Genomic DNA, 19,749 nt, shown 5'->3' with positions numbered 1-19,749 from the left:
TCGGCCGACGAAAGTGGAATCACCTGTTCCCCCGCAGGTTTTGAGAGCACCGCCTAGCAAGTCGGCAGCGCCTCGGCAGACGTTACAAGCCACCCTGGGCAATGGCAACCCCGATCTCGGGGGTCACTCGGGTCACAGCACACCGATGCTCGACGCCCCGCTTGCCCGATTTCGGCCGGGGCCGCGAGGTTCACCCGACTCTGGCCGTCGCGGGTTTGCGAAATATTGATTGACCGCATTGGAAAGCCCACTTAGAGTCCGGGCGGAATCGTTGTCACAAATGCGGGGGTGTTTGCATGACGGTCCGAGTACTGGGCCTCAATCTGAGCCACGACAGCAGTGCCTGTCTTGTGGTCGACGGCGAAATCCGTGCCGCGCTCGCGCTGGAACGCACCTCGCGGGTGAAGAGGGGAACCGTCCCGCTGCACGCGTACGCCGGCGCGATGGCGGAGCTGACCCGCGACGTCCTCTCCGGCGAGGGTCTGACGTTCTCGGACATCGACTACTGGGTCACCACGTCGACCGAGTCACGCAACGACGAGGACGAGGCACGCCTCGCCCAGGTGCTCGGTCTGCTCGTGCCGCCGGAGCGTTCCGTCCACCTGCCGCACCCCGGGCACCATCTGGCGCACGCGAGCTCCGCGTTCTACACCTCGGGGTTCGAGGAGGCCGCCGCCCTCGTCATCGACGCCTACGGATCACTGCTCGGCGACGGCCGGGAACGAGAGTCCGGCTTCCACTTCACCCCCGGGGCCGCGCCGAAGACCGTGCTGCAGACCGTGCGCGACTCGGCACGGGCGGCCGGCTACCAGCGCGACGGCGAGATGTGGCTGCCCGAGGACCTGACCGGCGTCGGCGAGATCTACCGCGTGGTGACGCTGGCCCTCGGCTTCCGGGAGTCCGGGACGGTCTACGACGACGCGGGCAAGACCATGGGCCTCGCCTCGTACGGCAAGCGCCTCTCCGCGGAGAACCTGTTCATCGATCTCGGTCCCGACGGCGGTCTCTCCTTCGACCGGGTCGCCGACTCGCTGGTCGAGCTCGGCCTGGCGGTGCGCGTCGGCGCCGAACTCAGGCTCGTGCCACGGCCGCCGCGGGCCCCCTACACCCAGTTCCACTACGACCTCGCCGCCCAGGTCCAGGCCGAGTTCGAGGAAGCCTGTCTGCACCTGGTGCGTGAGCTGCTGGCGCGCACCGGGAGCCGCTCCCTCGTCGCCGCCGGCGGATGCTTCCTCAACTCCACACTCAACCCCAGGCTGCTGCGCGAGACCGACATCGACCGGCTGTCGGTCTTCCCGGCGGCCACGGACGACGGAAACGCCGCCGGCGCCGCCCTGTACGCGTACCACAACCTGACCGGCCGCACGTCCTCCAGCGGCAAGGCACTGCGGCACGTCCACCTCGGTCCGCCCCGGCTCTCCGGCCGGGACGTCGCGGCAGTGGCCGAGCGGTGGAACCTCACGGTGCGCCGCCATTCCGGCCCGTCCGGCGTCGCGGAGGCGGCCGCCCAGGCCATCGCCCGCGGTGAGATCGTGGGTTGGTTCCAGGACCGCTCGGAGTTCGGTCCGCGCTCGCTCGGAGCGCGTTCGATCCTGTGTCACCCCGGTCTGCCGGGAATGAAGGACCGGCTCAACGCGCGGGTCAAGTTCCGCGAGGCCTTCCGCCCGTTCGCCGGTTCGGTCCTCGCCGAGAGCGCGCACGACTACTTCGACATGCCCGCCGCGGACAGTCCGTTCATGCTGCTCGTCTGCTCCGTGCGGCCGGAGCGCCGGCAGTCCGTGAGCGAGATCGTCCATGTGGACGGCACATGCCGGATCCAGACGGTCGACGAGGCCACGCCGGGGGCGTTCCGGACGCTGCTCCAGGCCTTCGAGGGGGAGACCGGACTGCCGCTGGTCCTCAACACGTCGTTCAATCTGCGCGGCATGCCCATCGTGGAGCACCCGGAAGAGGCCGTCGACTGCCTCTACGGCTCGCGCCTGGAGCGTCTCTTCATCGGCGATCTCGAGGTCGTCGCTCCCGACTTCGAGGGACTGCACCCGGTCGCCGTCACGGCCGAAGAACGCTGGAGCGCCGACCGGACGGTGTCGAAGGGGCCGTCCACGGCGGGCCTGTCCGAACTCGGGCTGCGCCTTCTCGAACTCGCCGACGGCAGCCGGCCGATCAGCGATGTCGCGAAGGAGATCGGCAGCGACCTCGACGAGACGGTCGACACGGCGCTCGACCTGCGCCGGCTCGGCCTGCTCCGCTGGGCCGGAGTGCCCGAGGTGCCCCGGCCGGTCTACCCGCTGGCCCAGTACCTGCCCGACGGCTCCGCGGACTGAACCCCGGCACCACGGCGGTGGCCCCGGACATCACCCAGGTGTCCGGGGCCACCGCCGTCGGCGTGATCGTTCAGGACGCCGCGTGACCGACCCCGGCGAGGTCCGACAGGCGCAGCCCGGGCTGTCCGGCGGCCCGGGCTGTCGTCCTGGCCAGCCGGGCGGCGAGCGCCTCTGCCGTGGCGGCGGTGAACAGGTCGGCCCGGTAGTGCAGTTCACCGGTCAGCAGACCGTCCGTCTCCCGCAGCGTCACCAGCAGGTCGAGGGCGTTGCCGCCCTGCGAGGACCGCAGCGGCGAGACGGTGACGCCGGGCAGGGCGAGCCGGCCGGACGCCGGGCCGAGCAGTTGGAAGGCCACCTGTACGAGCGGGTTGCGGGTCATGTCGCGCGGCGGCCGCAGGGCCGAGACGAGATGGTCGAAGGGCAGCTCCTGGTGCCGGTAGGCGTCCAGCGCCGCCGACCGGACCCGGCCCACCAGCTCGGCGAAGCCGGGGTCGCCGGCGCAGTCCATGCGCAGCGCCAGCGTGTTGACGAAGAGTCCGACCAGCTCCTCGTCCTCGACGGCGGTCCTGTTGCCCGCGAACGTGCCGACCAGGAAGTCGTCCTGGCGGGCGAATCCGGCGAGCGTCGCCGCGAAGGCCGCCAGCAGCACCATGAACGGCGTCGCCGCGGCCGCCCGGGCCATGTCGTGCACCGCCCGGACGGTCGGGGCCGGGAGTTCGAAGGCCACCGTGGCGTCGACGGACTCCCGCGGCACCGCGCGCGGCAGATCCGTCGGCAGGTCGAGCACGAGCGGCACGCCCTTCAGCTCCGCGCGCCGCCGCTCGAGACGCTCGCGCAGCTCTTCGGCGTGAGCCGCACCGCGCTGCCGTGCCGCGTAGTCGGTGTACTGGGCCGGCAGCGGGGGCGGTCCGGCGGGCGAGCCCGTGGCCGCGGTCCGGTAGTGGGCCGCCAGATCCCGCCAGAAGACCTCCAGGGACCAGTCGTCGGCGACGATGTGATGGATCACCAGGACCAGCACGTGGTGGGTCTCGTCCAGTCGCAGGAGCGTCAGCCGCAGGAGCGGGCCGCGGTCCAGCCGGAGGGGCCGCCGCAACTCGCCGTCGATCGCCTTGCGCACCGCCTCCTCCCGGTCGTCCTCGCTCGGGCCCGCGTCGACGTCGACCGCCGCGAAGATCCCCGGCGGCGCCTCCTCACGGATCCTGAGCCGGGGCACGCCGTCGGCCGCGGTGAAGGAGGCACGCAGGATGTCGTGCCTGGCGACCGTGTCGTGCAGGGCCTGACGCAGCGCCGCCGCGTCCAGCGGACCGCGCAGCCGGTGGGCGTCCAGCATGAGGTAGTCGGTTCCGCCCGGGCTCATCCGGTCGAGCAGCCACAACCGCTGCTGCGCGAACGACGGCTGGTACCACTGCGGCCCGCCCGGGGCCTCCCGGGGCCCGAGGGGCGCGGCGACCGCGTCGGGCGCCGGTCGGCCCGGCCCGGGGCGGCCGCCGGCGCCCTCCACCACGGCCGCCAGTTCCTCGACGGTCGGCGCGGTGAGCAGGTCCTCGACGCTCAGCTCGCAGTCCAGCGCCCGGCGCACCCGCGCGCAGATCATCGTGGCCGCCAGCGAATGACCGCCGAGGTCGAGGAAGCCGTCCCGGACGCCGACCGGGGTGCGGCCGAGGACGTCCTCCCACACCGCGACGAGCCGCCGCTCGGTCTCCGTGCGCGGCGCCAGGTAGGACCCGGCCAGGTCGGGGCGGCCCGAGCCGGGGTCCGGCAGGGCCTTTCGGTCCACCTTCCCGCTGGCGGTGAGCGGCAGCGCGGCAAGCACCGACCATGCCGTCGGGACCATGTAGTCGGGCAGCCGCGCCATGAGCCGGCCGCGCAGGTCCGCGACGTCCACGCGCTCGTCGGCCGGTACGACGTGGGCGGTGAGCCGCGTCCCGCCGTCGGCCTCCCGGTCGGCGACCAGGGCCGCCGCCGCCACCGCCGGGTCGGCCAGGAGCGCGGACTCGATCTCGCCGAGCTCGACCCGGTTCCCGCGGATCTTCACCTGCTGGTCGATCCTGCCGAGGTACTCGATCGCGCCGTCGGGCCGCCGCCGTACGAGATCACCGGTGAGGTAGACGCGCTCCCCCGGCTCCTGCGCGTACGGGTGGGGCCTGAACCGCTCCGCGGTGAGGCCCGGGCGGTCGTGGTAGCCGCGGGCGAGCTGGATCCCGGCCAGGCAGAGCTGCCCCTCCACCAGGTCCGGGACCAGCCGCAGGTCCTCGTCCAGCACCAGCGCCGTCACCCCCGGCACGGCCCGTCCGATGGTCACGGGCTCGCCCGGGGCGCACAGCGTCCCGGTGACCTCGACGCTGGCCTCCGTCGGCCCGTACAGGTTGTAGACCTCGCATCCCAGACGCTCGTGGGCGGCCGACACGAGGTCGTCGGTGAGCGCCTCGCCGCTGCACAGGATGCGTCGCAGGAACGGCAGCGGCGGCACCGGCTCGGCGAGGAAGGCGCGCAGCATCGACGGCACGAAGCTGACCGTGGTGATGCGGTGCTCGGCCAGTGTCCGCGCGAGGTAACGGGGGTCGCGGTGCCCGCCGGGGCGCGCCATGACCACGGTGGCGCCGTTGGCCAGCGGCCAGAACAGTTCCGGCACCGACACGTCGAAGCTGAACGGCGTCTTGTGCAGCACACGGTCGCCCACGGCCAGCGGGAACCACTCCTGCGCCCACCGCAGACGGTTGACCACGCCGGTGTGCGGCACGACCACGCCCTTGGGGCGTCCGGTCGAGCCGGAGGTGTAGATGACGTAGGCGGCGTTGTCCGGACCGACCGGGGCCGGACGGTGGTCCACGCGTCCGGGGCCGGCGGCCTCGGCGCCCTGCGCGGCCGCTTCGGCGGCCAGGAGCAGGGTGCCGCCGTAGGCGGTGAAGCCGCGTGCGAGCAGGCTGTCGGTGACCACCACGGACACGGCCGAGTCCGCCAGCAGGTAGGCGAGCCGCTCCGCCGGGTGGTCGGGATCCAGCGGGACGTACGCCCCTCCGGCCTTGAGCACCGCGAGCAGGGTGACCAGCAACTCGGGTCCTCGCTGCAGACAGACCCCCACCCGGGATTCCGGCCCGATCCCCGCGGACCGCAGCCGGTGCGCCAACCGGTCCGCCCGCTGGTCCAGTTGCCGGTACGACAGTTCCAGCGACGTCGAGGCGTCGTCACCGGCCACCAGGGCCACGGCGTGCGGCGTCTGGGCGGCCTGCGCCTCGAAGAGTTCATGGATACAGAGGTCACTCACGGGCAACTCCTTGGAGTAGGACGCGAGCTGGAGTCCACGGGTCGGGCCCCGGGAATTCTCTCTTCGGCGACGGACCACGGCCGACACGGTCACACACCGGTCTCCGCGTCGCCCCGGCACGGCGTGACGGCCCACGGGATTCGACCGGATCCGGTCGCTCGACCTGGCGTACGGCTCGCTCTGCTCCGGCAGGCGCCCGCCGCGGCCTTCCCTCTCGGTGAAGGCGTCCCCCAGCCGGACGACCCTAACACGCCACCCCTGAACGGGATCTGACGAAATAGCAGCCGCGCCGAACCGTTTTTGCCCGCGATCGCTGGCGCAACGGGTGTTGCTCATGATGAGATCGGTGTCGGTACCACCGCGAGGGAGCCACAGGCAGTCCTCAGCGTCGCCGGACAGCCCCTTGAGCCAGGGCGCCGGCGGGACGTCGCCTGACACCCGAGCAAGCCCCGACCTGTCAGCGTCCCACGTCGCGCTGCCGGGCGCCGGAGCCTCCTCCCGTTCGCCCCTCCCCCTCGCTCCTCCCATTCCTGGCAGCGATGCCATCAGCAACAGCGGACAGGCCTGCCGCGCCCGCGTCCGCTGGATCCGGATCCCTGAGCCGTGCCGCGCAGTTCCCGGCACGGCGCCTTCCCAGACGATCGGAGACCACGTGCTCGCCTCCGCCCCGATGACGGCCATGCCCGCCCACAACCTGCTCCTCCTGCTGCTCCAGGTGGGAACGCTGTTGCTGTTCGCGCACGCCTTCGGACGGCTTGCCACCCGGTTCGGGCTGCCAGCCATCACGGGTGAGCTGTGCGCCGGTGTGCTGCTGGGCCCGACCCTGCTCGGCAACCTGGCTCCGTCGGTGTCCGACTGGCTGCTCCCGGACTCCACGTCCCAGTTCCATCTCCTGGACGGGGTCGGCCAGTTGGGGGTCATCCTGCTGGTCGGCATCACCGGCATGGAGGTGGACCTGCATCTGGTGCGCCGACGTTCGAAGACCACCTCGGTCATCGCGGCCGCGGGGCTGATGCTCCCGCTCCTCCTGGGGGGCGGCCTGGGCATGGTTCTGCCGGACTCCTTCGTCCCGTCGTCCACCAGCCGTCCCGTCTTCGCGGCCTTCCTGGGCGTCGCCCTGTGCGTCAGCGCCATTCCCGTGATCGCCAAGACCCTCGCGGACATGAACCTGACCCACCGCAACGTCGGTCAACTCACGCTCGCCGCGGCGATGGTCGACGACGTGATCGGCTGGCTGCTGCTGTCCGTGGTCTCGGCGATCGCCATCAGCTCACAGCTCGACGACGCGCTCTGGTCCATCGCCCGGTCGGTGGTCGTGATCGCGGTGGCCCTCCTGCTGGCACGCCCCGTGATCAGCCGCCTCATGGCGCGGGCGGCGCGCCACCCCGACAGCGCCCACACCATCGCCACCACGGTCGTCATCATGCTGCTGAGCGCCGCCGCCACCCAGGCACTGCACCTCGAGGCCATGTTCGGCGCCTTCCTCGCCGGCGTCCTCATCGGCGCCTGCAGTCCGCAGACGCCGCGCCGGCTGGCGCCGCTCAGGCAGGTCGTCCTCGCCGTGCTGGCTCCGCTCTTCTTCGCCACCGTCGGCCTGCGGATCGACCTGAGCGCCCTGAGCTCCCCCGCGGCGCTCGGGGTGGCCCTGCTCGTCCTCGTGGTCGCCGTCACGGGCAAGTTCGCCGGCGTCTGGCTCGGCGCGCGGGCCGGGCGGCTCAACCGCTGGGAGACCCTCGCCGTCGGAGCCGGTCTCAACTCCCGGGGCGTCGTCCAGATCGTGATCGCCACCGCCGGCCTGCGCATCGGCGTGCTGGACCCCGCCTTCTTCACCATCATCGTCCTGGTGGCCGTCACCACCTCGGTCATGGCCGCTCCCGTCCTGCGCTTCGCCGTGCGCCACATCGAGCACGTCTCCGAGGAGGAACTGCGCCGCGCCGATCGCACCGGTGTCCCCGTCCCCGAAGCGGGAGCCGGCGGCCGAGCGAAATGAGCGCGGGCACGAGCGGGTGGGCCGCCGGCGCCCGACCGGGACCCGGCCGCGGTGGGATCTCCGGGCGGGTCCGCAGTCGGGCGGAGGGAAAGGGCGCACGTCCGCACGGCCCGAATGCGCCCGGCGGCGCTGCCCACGGCCGCCGTCGGGCGCGCCCGAAAGGACGGGCGGGAGTCCGCCGCGGCTCACGTCAAAACGTTCCTTCCGGCGGTCGCACATCCGAACACCGAACAGGACGGCGAAAAACCGGGCCCGCCGAGAGGGGCCCCGCCACCGCCGGACGCACATTCCTCATATCAGCTGACCTTCGCGAACGCTCTTGCCCCGGGCTCACCCTCTGCAGCTAGCTAGGTGCTGCGCCCCTTCCCGGTCCGGGCTCCCGATGATCCCGGCCGGACCGCCGGCACACCGGGCAACCCCCGGGCCGTCGGTCGGGGAAGCGGTCGTGGAACCCGTACGTGAGGAGAAGCCATGAAGAAGGCATACGAGGCACCGACGCTCGTCCGGCTCGGCACCTTCCGCAAGAGGACGGGGCTCCTGGGATTCGCCGGCAACGACCGGCTGATCCTGAGCAAGAACTGACGACCGGCGGCCTCTGACCCGTCATGACCGAATTGCACGCAAGTGCGGGGACGGGCCCCGGCGACGCGCACTTCGCGGTCTTCACCGACCGTGCGGACGCGGCCGCCGTGGCCCGCTCCTTCGCCCGTACCGGTAGCCGGACCCTGACGCACGCGTCGGGCCGGCCCTGGCTGGTCGGCCACTGGCACGACGACGAAGTCGTCACGGCGAACGCCCGCGGCGCCGCCCTCGCCGTGGTCGGCTGCTGCCCGATCGACCCCGACGAACTGCGGTGCCGAGCCGCACGGTTACGCGATCTCACGGAGCTCGACGCACTGGCCCGGTCCCTTCCCGGCAGTTTCCACCTCGTCGGCGCCCTCGACGGACGGATCAGGGTGCAGGGCACCGCCTCGGGACTGCGACTCGTCTTCCACGCGGAGATCGACGGCGTGCGGGTGGCGGCCACCCGTGCCGACACGCTCGCCGTCGCCCTCGGACTCGAGCCCGACGTCGAGGAGTTGGCCGTACGGCTGCTGTGGCCCACTCCGTATCCGCTGTCCGAGACGTCCCTGTGGCGGGCGGTCCGCGCCGTGCCTCCCCAGGACGCCCTGACCGTCGCGGCGGACGGGCGCACCGGACGGCACACCACCTGGTGGACCCCGCCGGAGCCGGTCCGGCCGCTCGCCGAAGCGGCTCCCCTGATCCGCGGGGCGCTGCAGGAGGCCGTCGACGCCCGGACCCGGCAGGGCGGCGTGGTCAGCTGCGACCTGTCCGGCGGACTGGACTCCACCTCCGTCTGCTTCCTGGCCGACCGCTCCCCCGCCCGCGTGCTGGCCGCCACCTGGCCGGGACGCGACCCGGCGGACACCGACCTGTACTGGGCCCGCAAGGCGATGGGCCACCTCCCGGACGTCGAGCACGTGGTCTGGGACGCCGACGCCTCACCGCTGGTCTACGAGGACCTGCTCACCATCGACGACCTCCTCGACGAACCCACCATCGGCGTCATGGACCGCTCCCGGGTCCTGCATCATCTGCCCGCCCTCGCCGCACGCGGCAGCCGGGTGCACCTGACCGGCATCGGAGGCGACCATGTGGCATGGTGCTCGGAGGCCTACTACCACCGACTGCTGCGCACCCAACCGCTGTTCGCCGTACGGCAGTTGCGCGGCTTCCGGGCACTGTGGCAGTGGCCCCTCGACGGCACGGTCCGCGCCCTCGCCGACTCCCGGCCGTACGGGAGGTGGCTCGCCGACGCCACCGGCCACCTGCGTGACCCGTCGCCGCCGTCCGTCGCGACGGGACTGGGCTGGGGCAGGGCACCGCGCCTGTTCGGCTGGGTGACCCCCGAGGCCGAGCACATGGCGCGCCGGGCGCTGCACACGGCCGCGGCGAACACCTCGCCGCTGCATCCGGACCGCGGGATGCACAGCGACCTGGAGCAGATCCGCTCGTGCACCCGCGTCATCCGCCAGTGGGACCGGATGGCGGCCGGCGCCGGGCTGCCGATGGCGTCGCCCTTCCTCGACGACCGCGTCATCGAGGCCTTTCTCGCCGTGCGTCCGAGCGAGCGCGTCACGCCCTGGTCGTACAAGCCCGTACTGAGCGCGGCGATGCGCGGGATCGTTCCCGAGGTCTGTCTGCGTCGGGCCGACAAGGCCACGGCCTCCATGGACGCCTCCAACGGACTGCGGGAACACCGCGCGGACCTGCTGGCCCTGTGGGAGGACTCGCGGCTGGAGTCACTGGGCCTGGTGGACGGCGCCGAGCTCCGTCGCCTCGCCCGGCGGCCCGCCTCTCCGGGACTGTCCGACGCCATCCTCTACTCCACGATCGCCGCCGAGGTGTGGCTGCGCGGACTCGCCCGCAGCCGCACCCGTGTCCCCCGCCCCTGACCACGCCCCCATGCCCGCACGTCAGAAAGGTCCCCCATGTCTCTGCGGTTCGGTGACGACGTCTCCACGGCCGAGACCGACTACGGCACGGTGCTACTGGACGAACGGATCGGCGCCTACTTCGAGTTGAACCCGACGGCCAGCCTGGTCGTGCGGACGCTGCTCGACGGCGGGGAGGAGTCCGACGCGGCCGCCGCCCTGGTCCGGGAGTTCGACATCGACCAGGCACAGGCCCTGCGGGACGTCGAGGCGCTCGTGGGGCAGCTGCGCAGCTCGGGGCTCGCCTCATGACGACGCCCAGCGCGCTGGAACGACCCACCGGTGTTCCCCTGACCCGGCGCCTGTCCGCCCGCCTGGTCCTGCTCCCGGCCGTCCTCCTCGCCCTCCTGCCGCCCCGCCGCATCCGCGCCGTGCTGGGCGTCCTGCGGCGGGGGGCCGCTCCCGCCACCGCCGCGCAGGCCCAGAACGCGCGCGACGCGATGTGCGCGGCCAGCCTGCACTGCGCCGGGCCGCAGGGATGCCTCCCGCGCTCCCTGGGGGCGGCACTGCTGTGCCGGCTCTGCGGGACATGGCCGACCTGGTGCACCGGCGTACGCGTCGTCCCGCCCTTCACCGCGCACGCCTGGATCGAGGCGGAGGGCCGTCCCGTCGGGGAGGGCGTGCCGGAGGACTACTTCACCCGGCTTGTGGCCGTCGGCCCGACGCCACGGCCGACCGGCCGCTGACCGCCACGCCGGTGGGCAACGGCGTCCGGCTCCCGGCAATCCGCGGCCTGCCCCCGGTCACCGGCAGTGGCCGCCCCCGGGTGGCCGACGGCCTGCCTCCGGTCACCGGGGGCGGCACGTCGACCCGGACGACGATGGCCACGACGCACCGACTCACCATCGGATGACGGAGGCGGAGGCGGAGGCGGAGGCGGGGCAGGGCGGGTTCGGGGCCAGGGCCGGTCCGAGGGCCAGGGCCGGTCCGGGGGCGTGCTGCGGCCCGGGGGGGGGCGCCCGCATGGCCGACGGTGTCTCACAGTCCGAACAGGCCCGCCGCGTTGTCGTGGCAGACGGCCCGCAGCCACTCGTCGCCGAGACCCAGCCGCTCCAGGGCATGGAGCTGGTGCACGTACGGATAGGGGATGTTGGGGAAGTCGGAGCCGAGCAGGACACGGTCGCCGACCTCTGCCAGCCGGGGCAGGGCCCTGCCGGGGAACGGCGTGAGTTCCTCGGCGAAGTCGGTGAACGCCATCGTCGTGTCCAGCCGCACCTCCCCGTACTGCTCGGCGAGGCCGAGAAACTCCTCGTACTCGGGCATCCCCAGGTGCGCGACGATCAGCCGCAGCCGGGGATGCCGCGCCAGCACCCGGGCGATCGGCTCGGGGCCGGTGTGCTTGCCGGGCGCGGGCCCGGAGCCGCAGTGGATCACGACGGGGATCCCGGCCTCGGCCAGCAACCCCCACGCCGGCTGGAGCAGTTCGTCGGCCGGGTCGTACGCCCCGACCTGGACGTGCGCCTTGAAGACGCGGGCGCCCGCCTCGACGGCCTCGCGGACGTATGCCTCGACGTCCGGCTCGGGATAGAGGGTCGCGGTGTGCAGGCAGTCGGGGGTGCGGCTGGCGAAGTCGGCGGCCCAGCCGTTGAGCCACCGGGCCATGCCCGGCTTGTGCGGGTAGAGCATCGAGGTGAAGGCCCTGACGCCGAACTGCCGCAGCAGGTCGGCCCGTTCCGCCTCCTCATGGCGGTAGGTGATCGGCCACTCGACGCCACCGGTCAGCGGCCCGAGCGCGTCGAAGTAGTCCCACACCTTGCGCAGGACGCGCTCGGGCATGAAGTGCGTGTGGACGTCGACCAGTCCGGGAAGACCGAGCCGGCCCCAGAAACGGCGGACCTCGTCCGCCTCCTCACCTGCGGAACCGACGGGGCCCACAGGACCTGCAGCACCTGCAGGACTGAGGGGACCGGCGGCTCCAGGGGGCCCGGCGGATCCGGCAGGGCCGTCAGGTGTCATGAGGTGATCGTCCATGTCGCCCACGATCGGGCCGGCCGCCGGTGCGGGTCCACTCCCCTGCGCCCGAGACCCGTGAGGAATTCGTCACGGGTCCCCCGGCACCTGGACCCGCACGGACGCCGGCGCCGGCACCGGGCAATGCGTCCCGGGGGCCGGGGAGGCGACGAACGACGCCCCGCCGTCCGCGCGCGGACGGACCTGCGTGCACGTCTCCCTCAGGGAATCTCCTGCTCGGCCCAGATGATCTTTCCGTCGGCCGTGTACCGGGCGCCCCAGCGATGGGCGAGCTGGGCCACCAGGAAGAGGCCGCGGCCCCCCTCATCCGTGATCCGGGCGTGTCGCAGCCGCGGGGCGGTGCTGCTGCCGTCGGCGACCTCGCAGGTCAGACGCGCGTCGCAGAGCAACCGCAACCGTATGGGCGGGGCGGCGTAGCGCACCGCGTTCGTGACCAGCTCGCTCACGATGAGTTCGGACGTCATGGCCAGGTCGCCCAGGCCCCAGGCCTCCACCTGGCGGGTCGCCCGGGCGCGGACGTCGGCGACGGCGGCCGGGTCCGCGGGCACCTCCCAGGACACGACGCGGTCGGCGCCGAGGGCGTGTGTGCGCGCCAGGAGCAGGGCGATGTCGTCGGGCTGGGGCCCGGGCACGAGCCGGCGCACCGCGGACGCGCACAGGGCGTCCAGATCGGTGTCGGACCGGGCGAGGACCTCGCCCAGCCGGGCCATGCCGTCTTCCATGTCCTGGTCGGCTCCGCCGATGAGACCGTCGGTGTAGAGACCGATCAGGCTGTTCTCGGCGAGCTCGATCTCGGCGGCTTCGAACGCCATCCCACCGAGCCCCAGCGGTGGCCCGGCCGGCGGCTCGGGGAACGACACCCGGCCGTCGGGGGCGACCACGACGGGCGGCGGATGCCCGGCCCGGGCCATCGTGCACCGCCTGGTCACCGGGTCGTAGACGGCGTACAGGCAGGTGGCCCCGAGAAAGGCGGTCGAGCCGTGCTGGGCGCCCGTGTCGTCGGTCCGCTCCGCGCTCAGCCGGAGCACCAGGTCGTCGAGGTGGGCCAGCAGCTCGTCGGGGGGCATGTCCATCTCGGCGAGGGTCTGCACCGCGGTACGCAGCCGGCCCATGCTCGCCGCGGCGGCGATGCCGTGCCCCACCACGTCGCCGACGACGAGACCCACGCGCGCCCCGGACAGCGGGATCACGTCGAACCAGTCGCCGCCGACGCCGTCGGTGGGGTCGGCCGGAAGGTAGGAGGAGGCCACCTCCAGCGCCGTGCCGCCCGCCAGGGCCTGCGGCAGCAGACTGCGCTGCAGGGTGACGGCGGCCGCGTGCTCCCTGGCGTACCGGCGGGCGTTGTCGACGCACAGCGCGGCTCGCGCGACCAGCTCCCGGGCCGGGAGCACGTCGTCGGGCTGGAAGGGGACGGGGTTGTGCGACCGTACGAACGTGGCGAGGCCCAGGGCGGTGTCGCGGGCCCGCATCGGCACGGAGATGAGGGAGTGGAGGCCGAACCGGGCGATGCTCGCCGCTCTCGCGGGCTGTTCGGCGACCCACAGCTCGTCGGAGGGATCCAGCACCGGGATGAGGACGGGCTCGCCGTCGACGAGCAGGCTCGCGTCGTGCGGCGGGGGGACGAAGTCCACGCGGTCCCCGATGCGTGCCACGGCCTCCGGGCAGCCCGCGCGCACCGAGCTCATTCCGGCGCGGCGCATCGACGGCCGGGCGGGGTCCGGCTCCGCGTCGGCCGGCCCCACGGCGTGCCCCTCCGTGCCGACCACGGTCTCCAGGAGGTCGACGACGACGAAGTCGGCGAAGCGGGGGACGCAGAAGTCGGCGAGCTCCTGCGCAGTGCGCATCACGTCCAGGGTCGTGCCGACGCGTGTCCCCGCCTCGTTGACCAGCGACAACAGCTGGCGGGCGGTCCACCGTTCGGTGACGTCCTGGACCATGTAGCAGATTCCGGTGACGCGGTCGTCGGCGTCCACGAGGGGAAAGAAGGACGTGGAGTAGGCATGCCGGCGGTGCGGGTCCGCCCAGCTCCACCCCAGGTACTCGTAGTCGGTGACCGGGGCGCCGTCGTCCAGGACCTTGCGCATCAGCTCCTCGATGGCGACCGCCTGCAGGCCGGGCAGCAGCTCGCTCAGCCGGCGCCCCAGCCGCTGCTCGCGGGGCACGCCGCCGAAACGTTCCAGGGTGTCGTTCAGCCACACGTACCGCAGTTCCAGGTCCAGCACGGCCATTCCGACCGGGGAGCGGGTCAGGAACCCGTCGAGGACGGACTGGCCGACCTCCCACCGCCCGCTCCGCTCGCGCGCCGAGATCAGGAAGCACTCCGTCCCGCCGATCCGGAAGGAGGCGGAGACGCGCAGGTCGACGTCGACGGGGCGGCCGTCGCAGTGCCGTACGGAGACGACGCCGCTCCACCCCATGCCCACGCGGCACCGCTCCGCGACGCCTGCCACCCGCAGCGGGTCGCGGGGCATCGCCACGAGTTCCGCGGCGGAGCGGCCGACCACGTCCGCCGCCGGCCGGCCGAGGAGTGTCTCAGCCTGCCGGGTCCAGCCGATCACGATGCCGTCCGCGGACACGACCGCGGCCGCGTCGGTGGACGCGTCCAGGAGATCGCCCGGTCCTGCGGGCGTCGGGGCCTCGAAAGCTTCTCGCGCAGCATCCATGGGTGCCGTCCTCCACACGAACCATGGTCCTGCCAGTCAGGCCGATGCGCACGGCGCCGCCGGACCGGGCCGGGCCCCGCTCGGCTTCCGCACGCGCCGAGCGGGAGGCAGCATGGAAGGGCTGGGAGGGCTGAGGAGGATCTGCGATGACATCCGACGCCATTCGCTCGGACGGCGACGCGTACCGCCCGGAGACGCCCCCGCCCACCGGCCTGCTCGACGTGCTGAGCGTGTCCGCGATGGTCGTCGACGCCGACGGCCGCATCGTGTTCTGGACCCCGCAGGCGGAGGAGCTCATCGGGTACAGCGCGCAGGAGGCGCTGGGCAAGTACGCGGCGCGGCTGTTCATCCACCCCGAGCACCTCAAGGCCGTGGCCAAGCTGTTCGCGGAGGTGCTGGAGACCGGCCGGAGCTGGGCCGGGGCCTTTCCCATCCGGCACAAGGACGGCAGCACCCGTCTGATGGAGTTCCGCAACATGCGGCTGCAGGACGATCTCGGGGACGTCTACGCCCTGGGCATCGCCGCCGACCACACGCTGCTCCAGCGCGTCGAGACGGACCTGGCCCTGTGCGAGCGGCTGATCAACCAGTCCCCGATCGGTCTGGCCCTGCTCGACCCGGACCTGCGCTACCTCCTGGTGAACCCGGCGCTGTCGCGCATCGACGGGGTTCCCGCCGAGGATCACGTCGGCCGTCGCCTCAGGGACACCCTGCTGCTGCCCGACATCGACACCATCGAGTCCGCGTTGCGTCAGGTGCTCACCACCGGCACGCCGCTGCTCGACCAGTACCACGTGGGCCGGCCGCCGACCGACCCCGAGCACGAGCACGCCTGGTCCCTGTCGTTCTACCGGCTGGAGGATCCGGGCGGGCGGGTGCTGGGCGCGGCCGCCTCGGTCGTCGACGTCACCGAACGGCACCGCGCGGCCGCCGAGGCCGACCGGGCCCGCCGCCGTCTGGCCCTCATCGCCGAGGCGTCGACCCGCGTCGGCACGGCCCTGGAGGTGGGGCGGACCGCCCACGAACTGGCCGAGATCACCGTCCCCCAGCTCGCCGACGTGGTCGCCGTGGACATCCTCGACTCCGCCCTGGCCTGCCGTCGCACCCGCAGGCCGGACAACGGCCCGGAGCTGTTCCGCGCCCTCGCGCTCAAGGCGGACCACCCCACCGTGGCGCTGCGCGCCGCCGATCCCCCCGGCGACCTCGCGGCCTACGACGGAGACCGGCTGGTCACCCTGTGCGTGCACACCGGCCGCCCGGTCCTGGTGCGGCACGTCGGCGACCGCGACCTGCCCCGGATCGCCCGGGACGCGGAGGCCGGCTCGCTGCTGGCCCGCGCCGGCGTCCACTCGTATCTCGCCGTGCCGCTGATCGCCCATGGCGAGGTGCTCGGCGCCCTCGACCTCAAGCGCACCCGCAACCCGCTGCCGTTCGACGAGGACGACGTGGTCCTCGCCGTGGAGCTGGCCGGCCGGGCCGCCGTCGCCATCGACAACGCCCGCTGGTTCCAGAGCGTGCGCAACACCGCGCTCACCCTGCAGCGCAGTCTGCTGCCGGACCACGCGCCCCGTCACACCGGCCTCGAACTGGCCTCCCGCTACCAGCCCGCGCAAGCCACCAGCGAGGTCGGCGGCGACTGGTACGACGTCATCCCCCTGACCGACGACAAGACGGCGCTGGTCGTCGGGGACGTGATGGGCAACGGCATCGACGCCGCCGCCACCATGGGCCGGCTGCGCACCGCCACCTGCGCCTACGCGGACCTCGATCTCGAACCCGGCTCCGTGCTCCAGCACCTCGACAAGATCACCTGCGACCTGGAGCACTACATCGTCACCTGCCTGTACGCCGTGTTCGATCCCGGCACGGGGCAGTGCCTCGTCGCCAACGCCGGACACATGCCGCCCGCGCTGGCCCGGCCCGGCCGCGCCCCCAGGCTGCTCGACCTGCCCTCCGGAGCCCCGCTGGGCGTCGGCGGCGTGCCGTTCGAGGCCACCACGGTCGACCTCTCCCCCGGTGACCTGCTGGTCCTCTACACGGACGGACTCGTCGAGACGCGTCACCACACCATCGACGACAGGCTGGACGTCCTGCTGGGCTTCCTGGACGAACCCGGCCGTCCCCTGGAGGAGATCTGCGACCTGCTGCTGTACGGCCTGCGCCATCCCGAGGACCACGACGACGTGGCCCTGCTCGTGGCCCGGGCCGTGTAGCCGGCGGCTGCTTCACCGGCCGCCTGGCGGACGGCGGGCTGTCGGACGGCTGGCCGCCGGACAGTCGGCTGGGCCGGGCGTCCCGGTTCGCCGGCGCGGCGGATCACGTCCGGGGCGCCTCACGCGCGGCGTCCGGTCCGTCGGCCATGACCAGGCCCGCGATGTGGGCGGTGACCGTGTCCAGGATGTCGGTCCAGGCCGCCTCGTCGCCTAGCACCAGGTAGTTGAGGGTCAGACCGTCGGTCATGGCGGCCAGATAGCGGGCCAGTGCGGAGACGGGGACGCGCAGCCGGAAGTCCATGCTGCCGCGGAGCTGCTCGATGAGCTCCGTGTAGGCCTCGCCGTACATCTCGTACTGGCGCCGGGCCAGGTGCTCGAATCCCGGCTGGCGCAGGGCGTACTGGGTGAGTTCGTAGGTCAGCATGTGCTCGTCGGGGTGCGCGCGCACATGGTCCCAGTACGCCTGGAATCCGGCCCGGACGGTCTCCTCCAGGCTCGCCCTGGGCCGCAGCGCCTCCTGGACCACGGTCACGGAGTGGTCGGTGATGGTCGTGATGACGGACTCCACCAGGGCCTGCTTGGAGTCGAAGCAGTAGTGGAAGACGCTGAGGGACACGCCCGCCTCGGCGGCGATGGACCGGGTCGTCGTCTTGGCGACGCCGTCCCGGGCCATCGCCCTGATCGCCGCTTCCGTCAGCTGCCGGCGCCGTTCGGCCGACGGCATGCGTGCCATGTGCGTGTCCTTCGCGTTCGTCCTCCGGCGGCCGTCAGCTGCTGTGGACGCCCACCTCGTGGAGCGAGTATCCCCAGTCGGTGCCGCGGTCCAGGCCGTGCACCCGGACGTAGCGGGCCGGCGTGCCGGTGAAGGAGGCCGTGTCCAGGCCGCCGTCGCCGGAGTCGGTGGACCAGGCGGTCTGCCAGTTCACTCCGTCGGTGGAGAGTTCGACGCGGTACGACTTGCCGTACGCGCGCTCCCAGTCGAGGGTGACGCGCTTGACGAGGTTCGTGGCGCCGAGGTCGATGCTCAGCCACTGGTCGTCGCTCCAGTCGCTGGCCCAGCGGGTGCCGGTGTCGCCGTCCACGGCCCGGCCCGGCTGATAGCTGGTGAACGGGTTGGACTCGGACGAGCTGGCCGTGGCCGAGGCGTCCCTGGCCAGGTTGACGCCCGCCTGGTGCCGCTCGGACGCGCCCCAGGTGTCGAGGTAGGACTCGGCGCCCCGGAGGAGGTCGTTCACCACGTCCTGGCCGCCGACGAGCCGGACGTCCTCGATCCAGTCCGGGATCATGCCCACATGGGCGGCGCCGTCGGTGTTGACGTCGAACGTGCGCGATCCGGTCGTCTGACGGTCGATCAGGGAGCCGCCGTCGACGCTCTTGAAGGGGTACGTCACCTTGTTCGGGGCGTCGGTGCCGCGCGGGGCGGGGTGGTCGCCGATGCCGTTGAAGTCGGTGCCGTAGCCGTAGCCCACGCCGTACTTGTCACGCAGCGCGTCGGTGCGCCGGGCCTCCGCGGCGAACCCCTGCGAGCCGTGCATGTACTGGGCGACGAAGCCGCCGAGGGAGTAGACGCGCTCGGTCCAGTTGAGGTCCATCCAGCTGTGCGAGGAGATGACGCCGGGGTAGGAGGCGGCCTCGAACATGTCGAGCACCCGGCCGGTGGCCTTGACGCTCATGTGGTCGATCTCCAGCATCATCTTGCGCTTCATCATGCCGCGGACGGCGTACTCGCCGAGCGAGGTGAGCCCGCGGGTGTTGCACTGCGCGTCAGCGTCGTACGAGGGGACCTCGGTGCCCGCGGGCAGGTCCGACTCCGCCTTCGAGGCGGCGGTGCCGATGGGGTTGTCGTGCTGCGGCCCGGTGCACTTCTCGGTCTTCCAGAAGGTGCCCGTCGACAGGAACTGCCCGACGTTGATGGCCGTTCCGAGGCCGCCCTCGTCGAACCGGACGCCGCACAGCGCGTTGTCGAACTTGTGGCACAGGAACATGCTGCGCACGCCGAGCCCGTAGAGCTCGTCCAGCCCCTTGTCGATGTCGGCCTTGCCGCACTGCGCGATGTCGAGGATCTGCTTGCAGCCGAAGGGCTCGGAGGTCTCCACGCCGAGGACGACGGCCAGCTTGCCCTGCTTGACGACCTCACGGGCCTGGGCGCTGTCGAGGACGATCCGGAACCAGCCCCTGCCGGCGCCGCCGTACTGCTTGTCGACGTAGGCCTGCAGGTCGTACGCCAGCTTGGCCTGGAGGCGGATCGACGTCATCTCGTCGCAGCCGCGGTCCTTGAACGGGTAGACGGAGCAGATCATGCCGTTGGTGACGAGGTCGTTGACGAGCACCCGCTGTCCGCCGCGCCAGGCGCGTTCCACCCAGGCGTAGTAGTTCGCCTGATGGGTCATCGAGTCGTAGGCCGGCCAGTCCTTGAACGTGGGCCAGCCTGCCGGGTCGTGCTTTCCGTCGCCGCCGTGGGTGATGTAGTCGAAGAGCGCGAGCGAGCCGTCGGGGTAGTGCTCGGGACAGTCCTTGAGCGCGTCGGCGACGCCGGACTCGGAGAACACCTTGCCGCAGATCAGCCGTCCGCCGAAGGCCTCGTTGGAGAACAGGTGGTTGTGGGCGTCGACGAACCCGCGTACCTCGCCGGCGGAGTCGACGCCGGAGAACGGTTCGCCGGTGACGTTGATCTGCGCGTCGGGGTTCGGCCTGGCCGTCGGCGTCCACCAGTCCGCGCCGGCCGCCGAGCTCGGCGTGGGGCCGAGGACCGCGGCGAGCACGAGGAGGAGGAGCGAGACGACGGTGAGGTCCCGGCGTCTGCGGTACGGGCGTCCGGTCATGGTCAC

General features: G+C 72.6%; 12 protein-coding genes. 7 read left to right on the top strand and 5 right to left on the bottom strand.

Features of this window, described 5'->3' with window-relative positions; translation table 11 throughout:
• Nucleotides 1-296: 296 nt before the first annotated feature.
• Complete coding sequence (locus tag ACZ7DE_RS22980) at nt 297-2,324, top strand: carbamoyltransferase family protein (RefSeq protein ID WP_470764011.1); 2,028 nt, start codon at nt 297-299, stop codon at nt 2,322-2,324.
• A gap of 70 nt (nt 2,325-2,394) precedes the next feature.
• Here the strand turns inward: ACZ7DE_RS22980 and ACZ7DE_RS22975 are convergent, their stop codons facing one another.
• Nucleotides 2,395-5,589, bottom strand: coding sequence for an amino acid adenylation domain-containing protein (locus tag ACZ7DE_RS22975; RefSeq protein ID WP_470764009.1), 3,195 nt, complete (start codon nt 5,587-5,589; stop codon nt 2,395-2,397).
• Between the two features lie 652 nt (nt 5,590-6,241).
• Here ACZ7DE_RS22975 and ACZ7DE_RS22970 point away from each other — a divergent pair.
• The 5 genes from ACZ7DE_RS22970 (at nt 6,242) to ACZ7DE_RS22950 (ending at nt 10,760) form a co-directional block, all read left to right on the top strand.
• A complete protein-coding gene (locus tag ACZ7DE_RS22970; RefSeq protein ID WP_470764007.1) occupies nt 6,242-7,579 on the top strand; it encodes a cation:proton antiporter in 1,338 nt (445 codons plus the stop codon).
• Nucleotides 7,580-8,050: 471 nt separating this feature from the next.
• A complete protein-coding gene (locus ACZ7DE_RS22965) occupies nt 8,051-8,161 on the top strand; it encodes a keywimysin-related RiPP (RefSeq protein WP_470764005.1) in 111 nt (36 codons plus the stop codon).
• A gap of 23 nt (nt 8,162-8,184) precedes the next feature.
• Complete coding sequence (locus ACZ7DE_RS22960) at nt 8,185-10,035, top strand: lasso peptide isopeptide bond-forming cyclase (protein ID WP_470764003.1); 1,851 nt, start codon at nt 8,185-8,187, stop codon at nt 10,033-10,035.
• A 36-nt stretch (nt 10,036-10,071) separates the two neighbouring features.
• On the top strand, nt 10,072-10,326 hold the full coding sequence (locus tag ACZ7DE_RS22955) for a lasso peptide biosynthesis PqqD family chaperone (protein ID WP_470764002.1): 255 nt from the start codon (nt 10,072-10,074) through the stop codon (nt 10,324-10,326).
• Nucleotides 10,323-10,760, top strand: a complete 438-nt coding sequence (locus ACZ7DE_RS22950; RefSeq protein WP_470764000.1) for a lasso peptide biosynthesis B2 protein — start codon at nt 10,323-10,325, stop codon at nt 10,758-10,760. The genes ACZ7DE_RS22955 and ACZ7DE_RS22950 overlap by 4 nt, the downstream gene beginning before the upstream one ends.
• Before the next feature lie 292 nt (nt 10,761-11,052).
• On the opposite strand, the gene ACZ7DE_RS22945 is transcribed toward ACZ7DE_RS22950, so the two are convergent.
• Complete coding sequence (locus tag ACZ7DE_RS22945; protein WP_470763998.1) at nt 11,053-12,045, bottom strand: amidohydrolase family protein; 993 nt, start codon at nt 12,043-12,045, stop codon at nt 11,053-11,055.
• A gap of 200 nt (nt 12,046-12,245) precedes the next feature.
• A complete protein-coding gene (locus ACZ7DE_RS22940; protein ID WP_470763996.1) occupies nt 12,246-14,708 on the bottom strand; it encodes a SpoIIE family protein phosphatase in 2,463 nt (820 codons plus the stop codon).
• A gap of 146 nt (nt 14,709-14,854) precedes the next feature.
• Between ACZ7DE_RS22940 and ACZ7DE_RS22935 the strand changes: the two genes are divergently transcribed.
• Nucleotides 14,855-16,921, top strand: a complete 2,067-nt coding sequence (locus ACZ7DE_RS22935; RefSeq protein WP_470763995.1) for a SpoIIE family protein phosphatase — start codon at nt 14,855-14,857, stop codon at nt 16,919-16,921.
• Nucleotides 16,922-17,024: 103 nt separating this feature from the next.
• On the opposite strand, the gene ACZ7DE_RS22930 is transcribed toward ACZ7DE_RS22935, so the two are convergent.
• Both ACZ7DE_RS22930 and ACZ7DE_RS22925 read right to left on the bottom strand, forming a co-directional pair.
• Entirely contained in the window at nt 17,025-17,654 is a 630-nt protein-coding gene (locus tag ACZ7DE_RS22930; protein ID WP_470763993.1) for a TetR/AcrR family transcriptional regulator, read from the bottom strand.
• Between the two features lie 34 nt (nt 17,655-17,688).
• Entirely contained in the window at nt 17,689-19,743 is a 2,055-nt protein-coding gene (locus tag ACZ7DE_RS22925; RefSeq protein ID WP_470763992.1) for a discoidin domain-containing protein, read from the bottom strand.
• Nucleotides 19,744-19,749 lie beyond the last annotated feature (6 nt).

The sequence above is a fragment of the Streptomyces sp. NPDC037083 genome (genome assembly GCF_055606485.1).
The sequence above is the reverse complement of the archived record's forward strand: the minus strand, read 5'-3'. Positions and strand labels throughout refer to the sequence as shown.

Bases quoted from the DNA above. Each gene is read 5' to 3' on its own strand.
- ACZ7DE_RS22935 (WP_470763995.1), top strand. From the start codon at position 14,855: ATGACATCCGACGCCATTCGCTCGGACGGCGACGCGTACCGCCCGGAG.
- ACZ7DE_RS22930 (WP_470763993.1), bottom strand. From the start codon at position 17,654: ATGGCACGCATGCCGTCGGCCGAACGGCGCCGGCAGCTGACGGAAGCG.
- ACZ7DE_RS22945 (WP_470763998.1), bottom strand. From the start codon at position 12,045: ATGGACGATCACCTCATGACACCTGACGGCCCTGCCGGATCCGCCGGG.
- ACZ7DE_RS22925 (WP_470763992.1), bottom strand. From the start codon at position 19,743: ATGACCGGACGCCCGTACCGCAGACGCCGGGACCTCACCGTCGTCTCG.
- ACZ7DE_RS22960 (WP_470764003.1), top strand. From the start codon at position 8,185: ATGACCGAATTGCACGCAAGTGCGGGGACGGGCCCCGGCGACGCGCAC.
- ACZ7DE_RS22955 (WP_470764002.1), top strand. From the start codon at position 10,072: ATGTCTCTGCGGTTCGGTGACGACGTCTCCACGGCCGAGACCGACTAC.
- ACZ7DE_RS22950 (WP_470764000.1), top strand. From the start codon at position 10,323: ATGACGACGCCCAGCGCGCTGGAACGACCCACCGGTGTTCCCCTGACC.
- ACZ7DE_RS22965 (WP_470764005.1), top strand. From the start codon at position 8,051: ATGAAGAAGGCATACGAGGCACCGACGCTCGTCCGGCTCGGCACCTTC.
- ACZ7DE_RS22940 (WP_470763996.1), bottom strand. From the start codon at position 14,708: ATGGATGCTGCGCGAGAAGCTTTCGAGGCCCCGACGCCCGCAGGACCG.
- ACZ7DE_RS22980 (WP_470764011.1), top strand. From the start codon at position 297: ATGACGGTCCGAGTACTGGGCCTCAATCTGAGCCACGACAGCAGTGCC.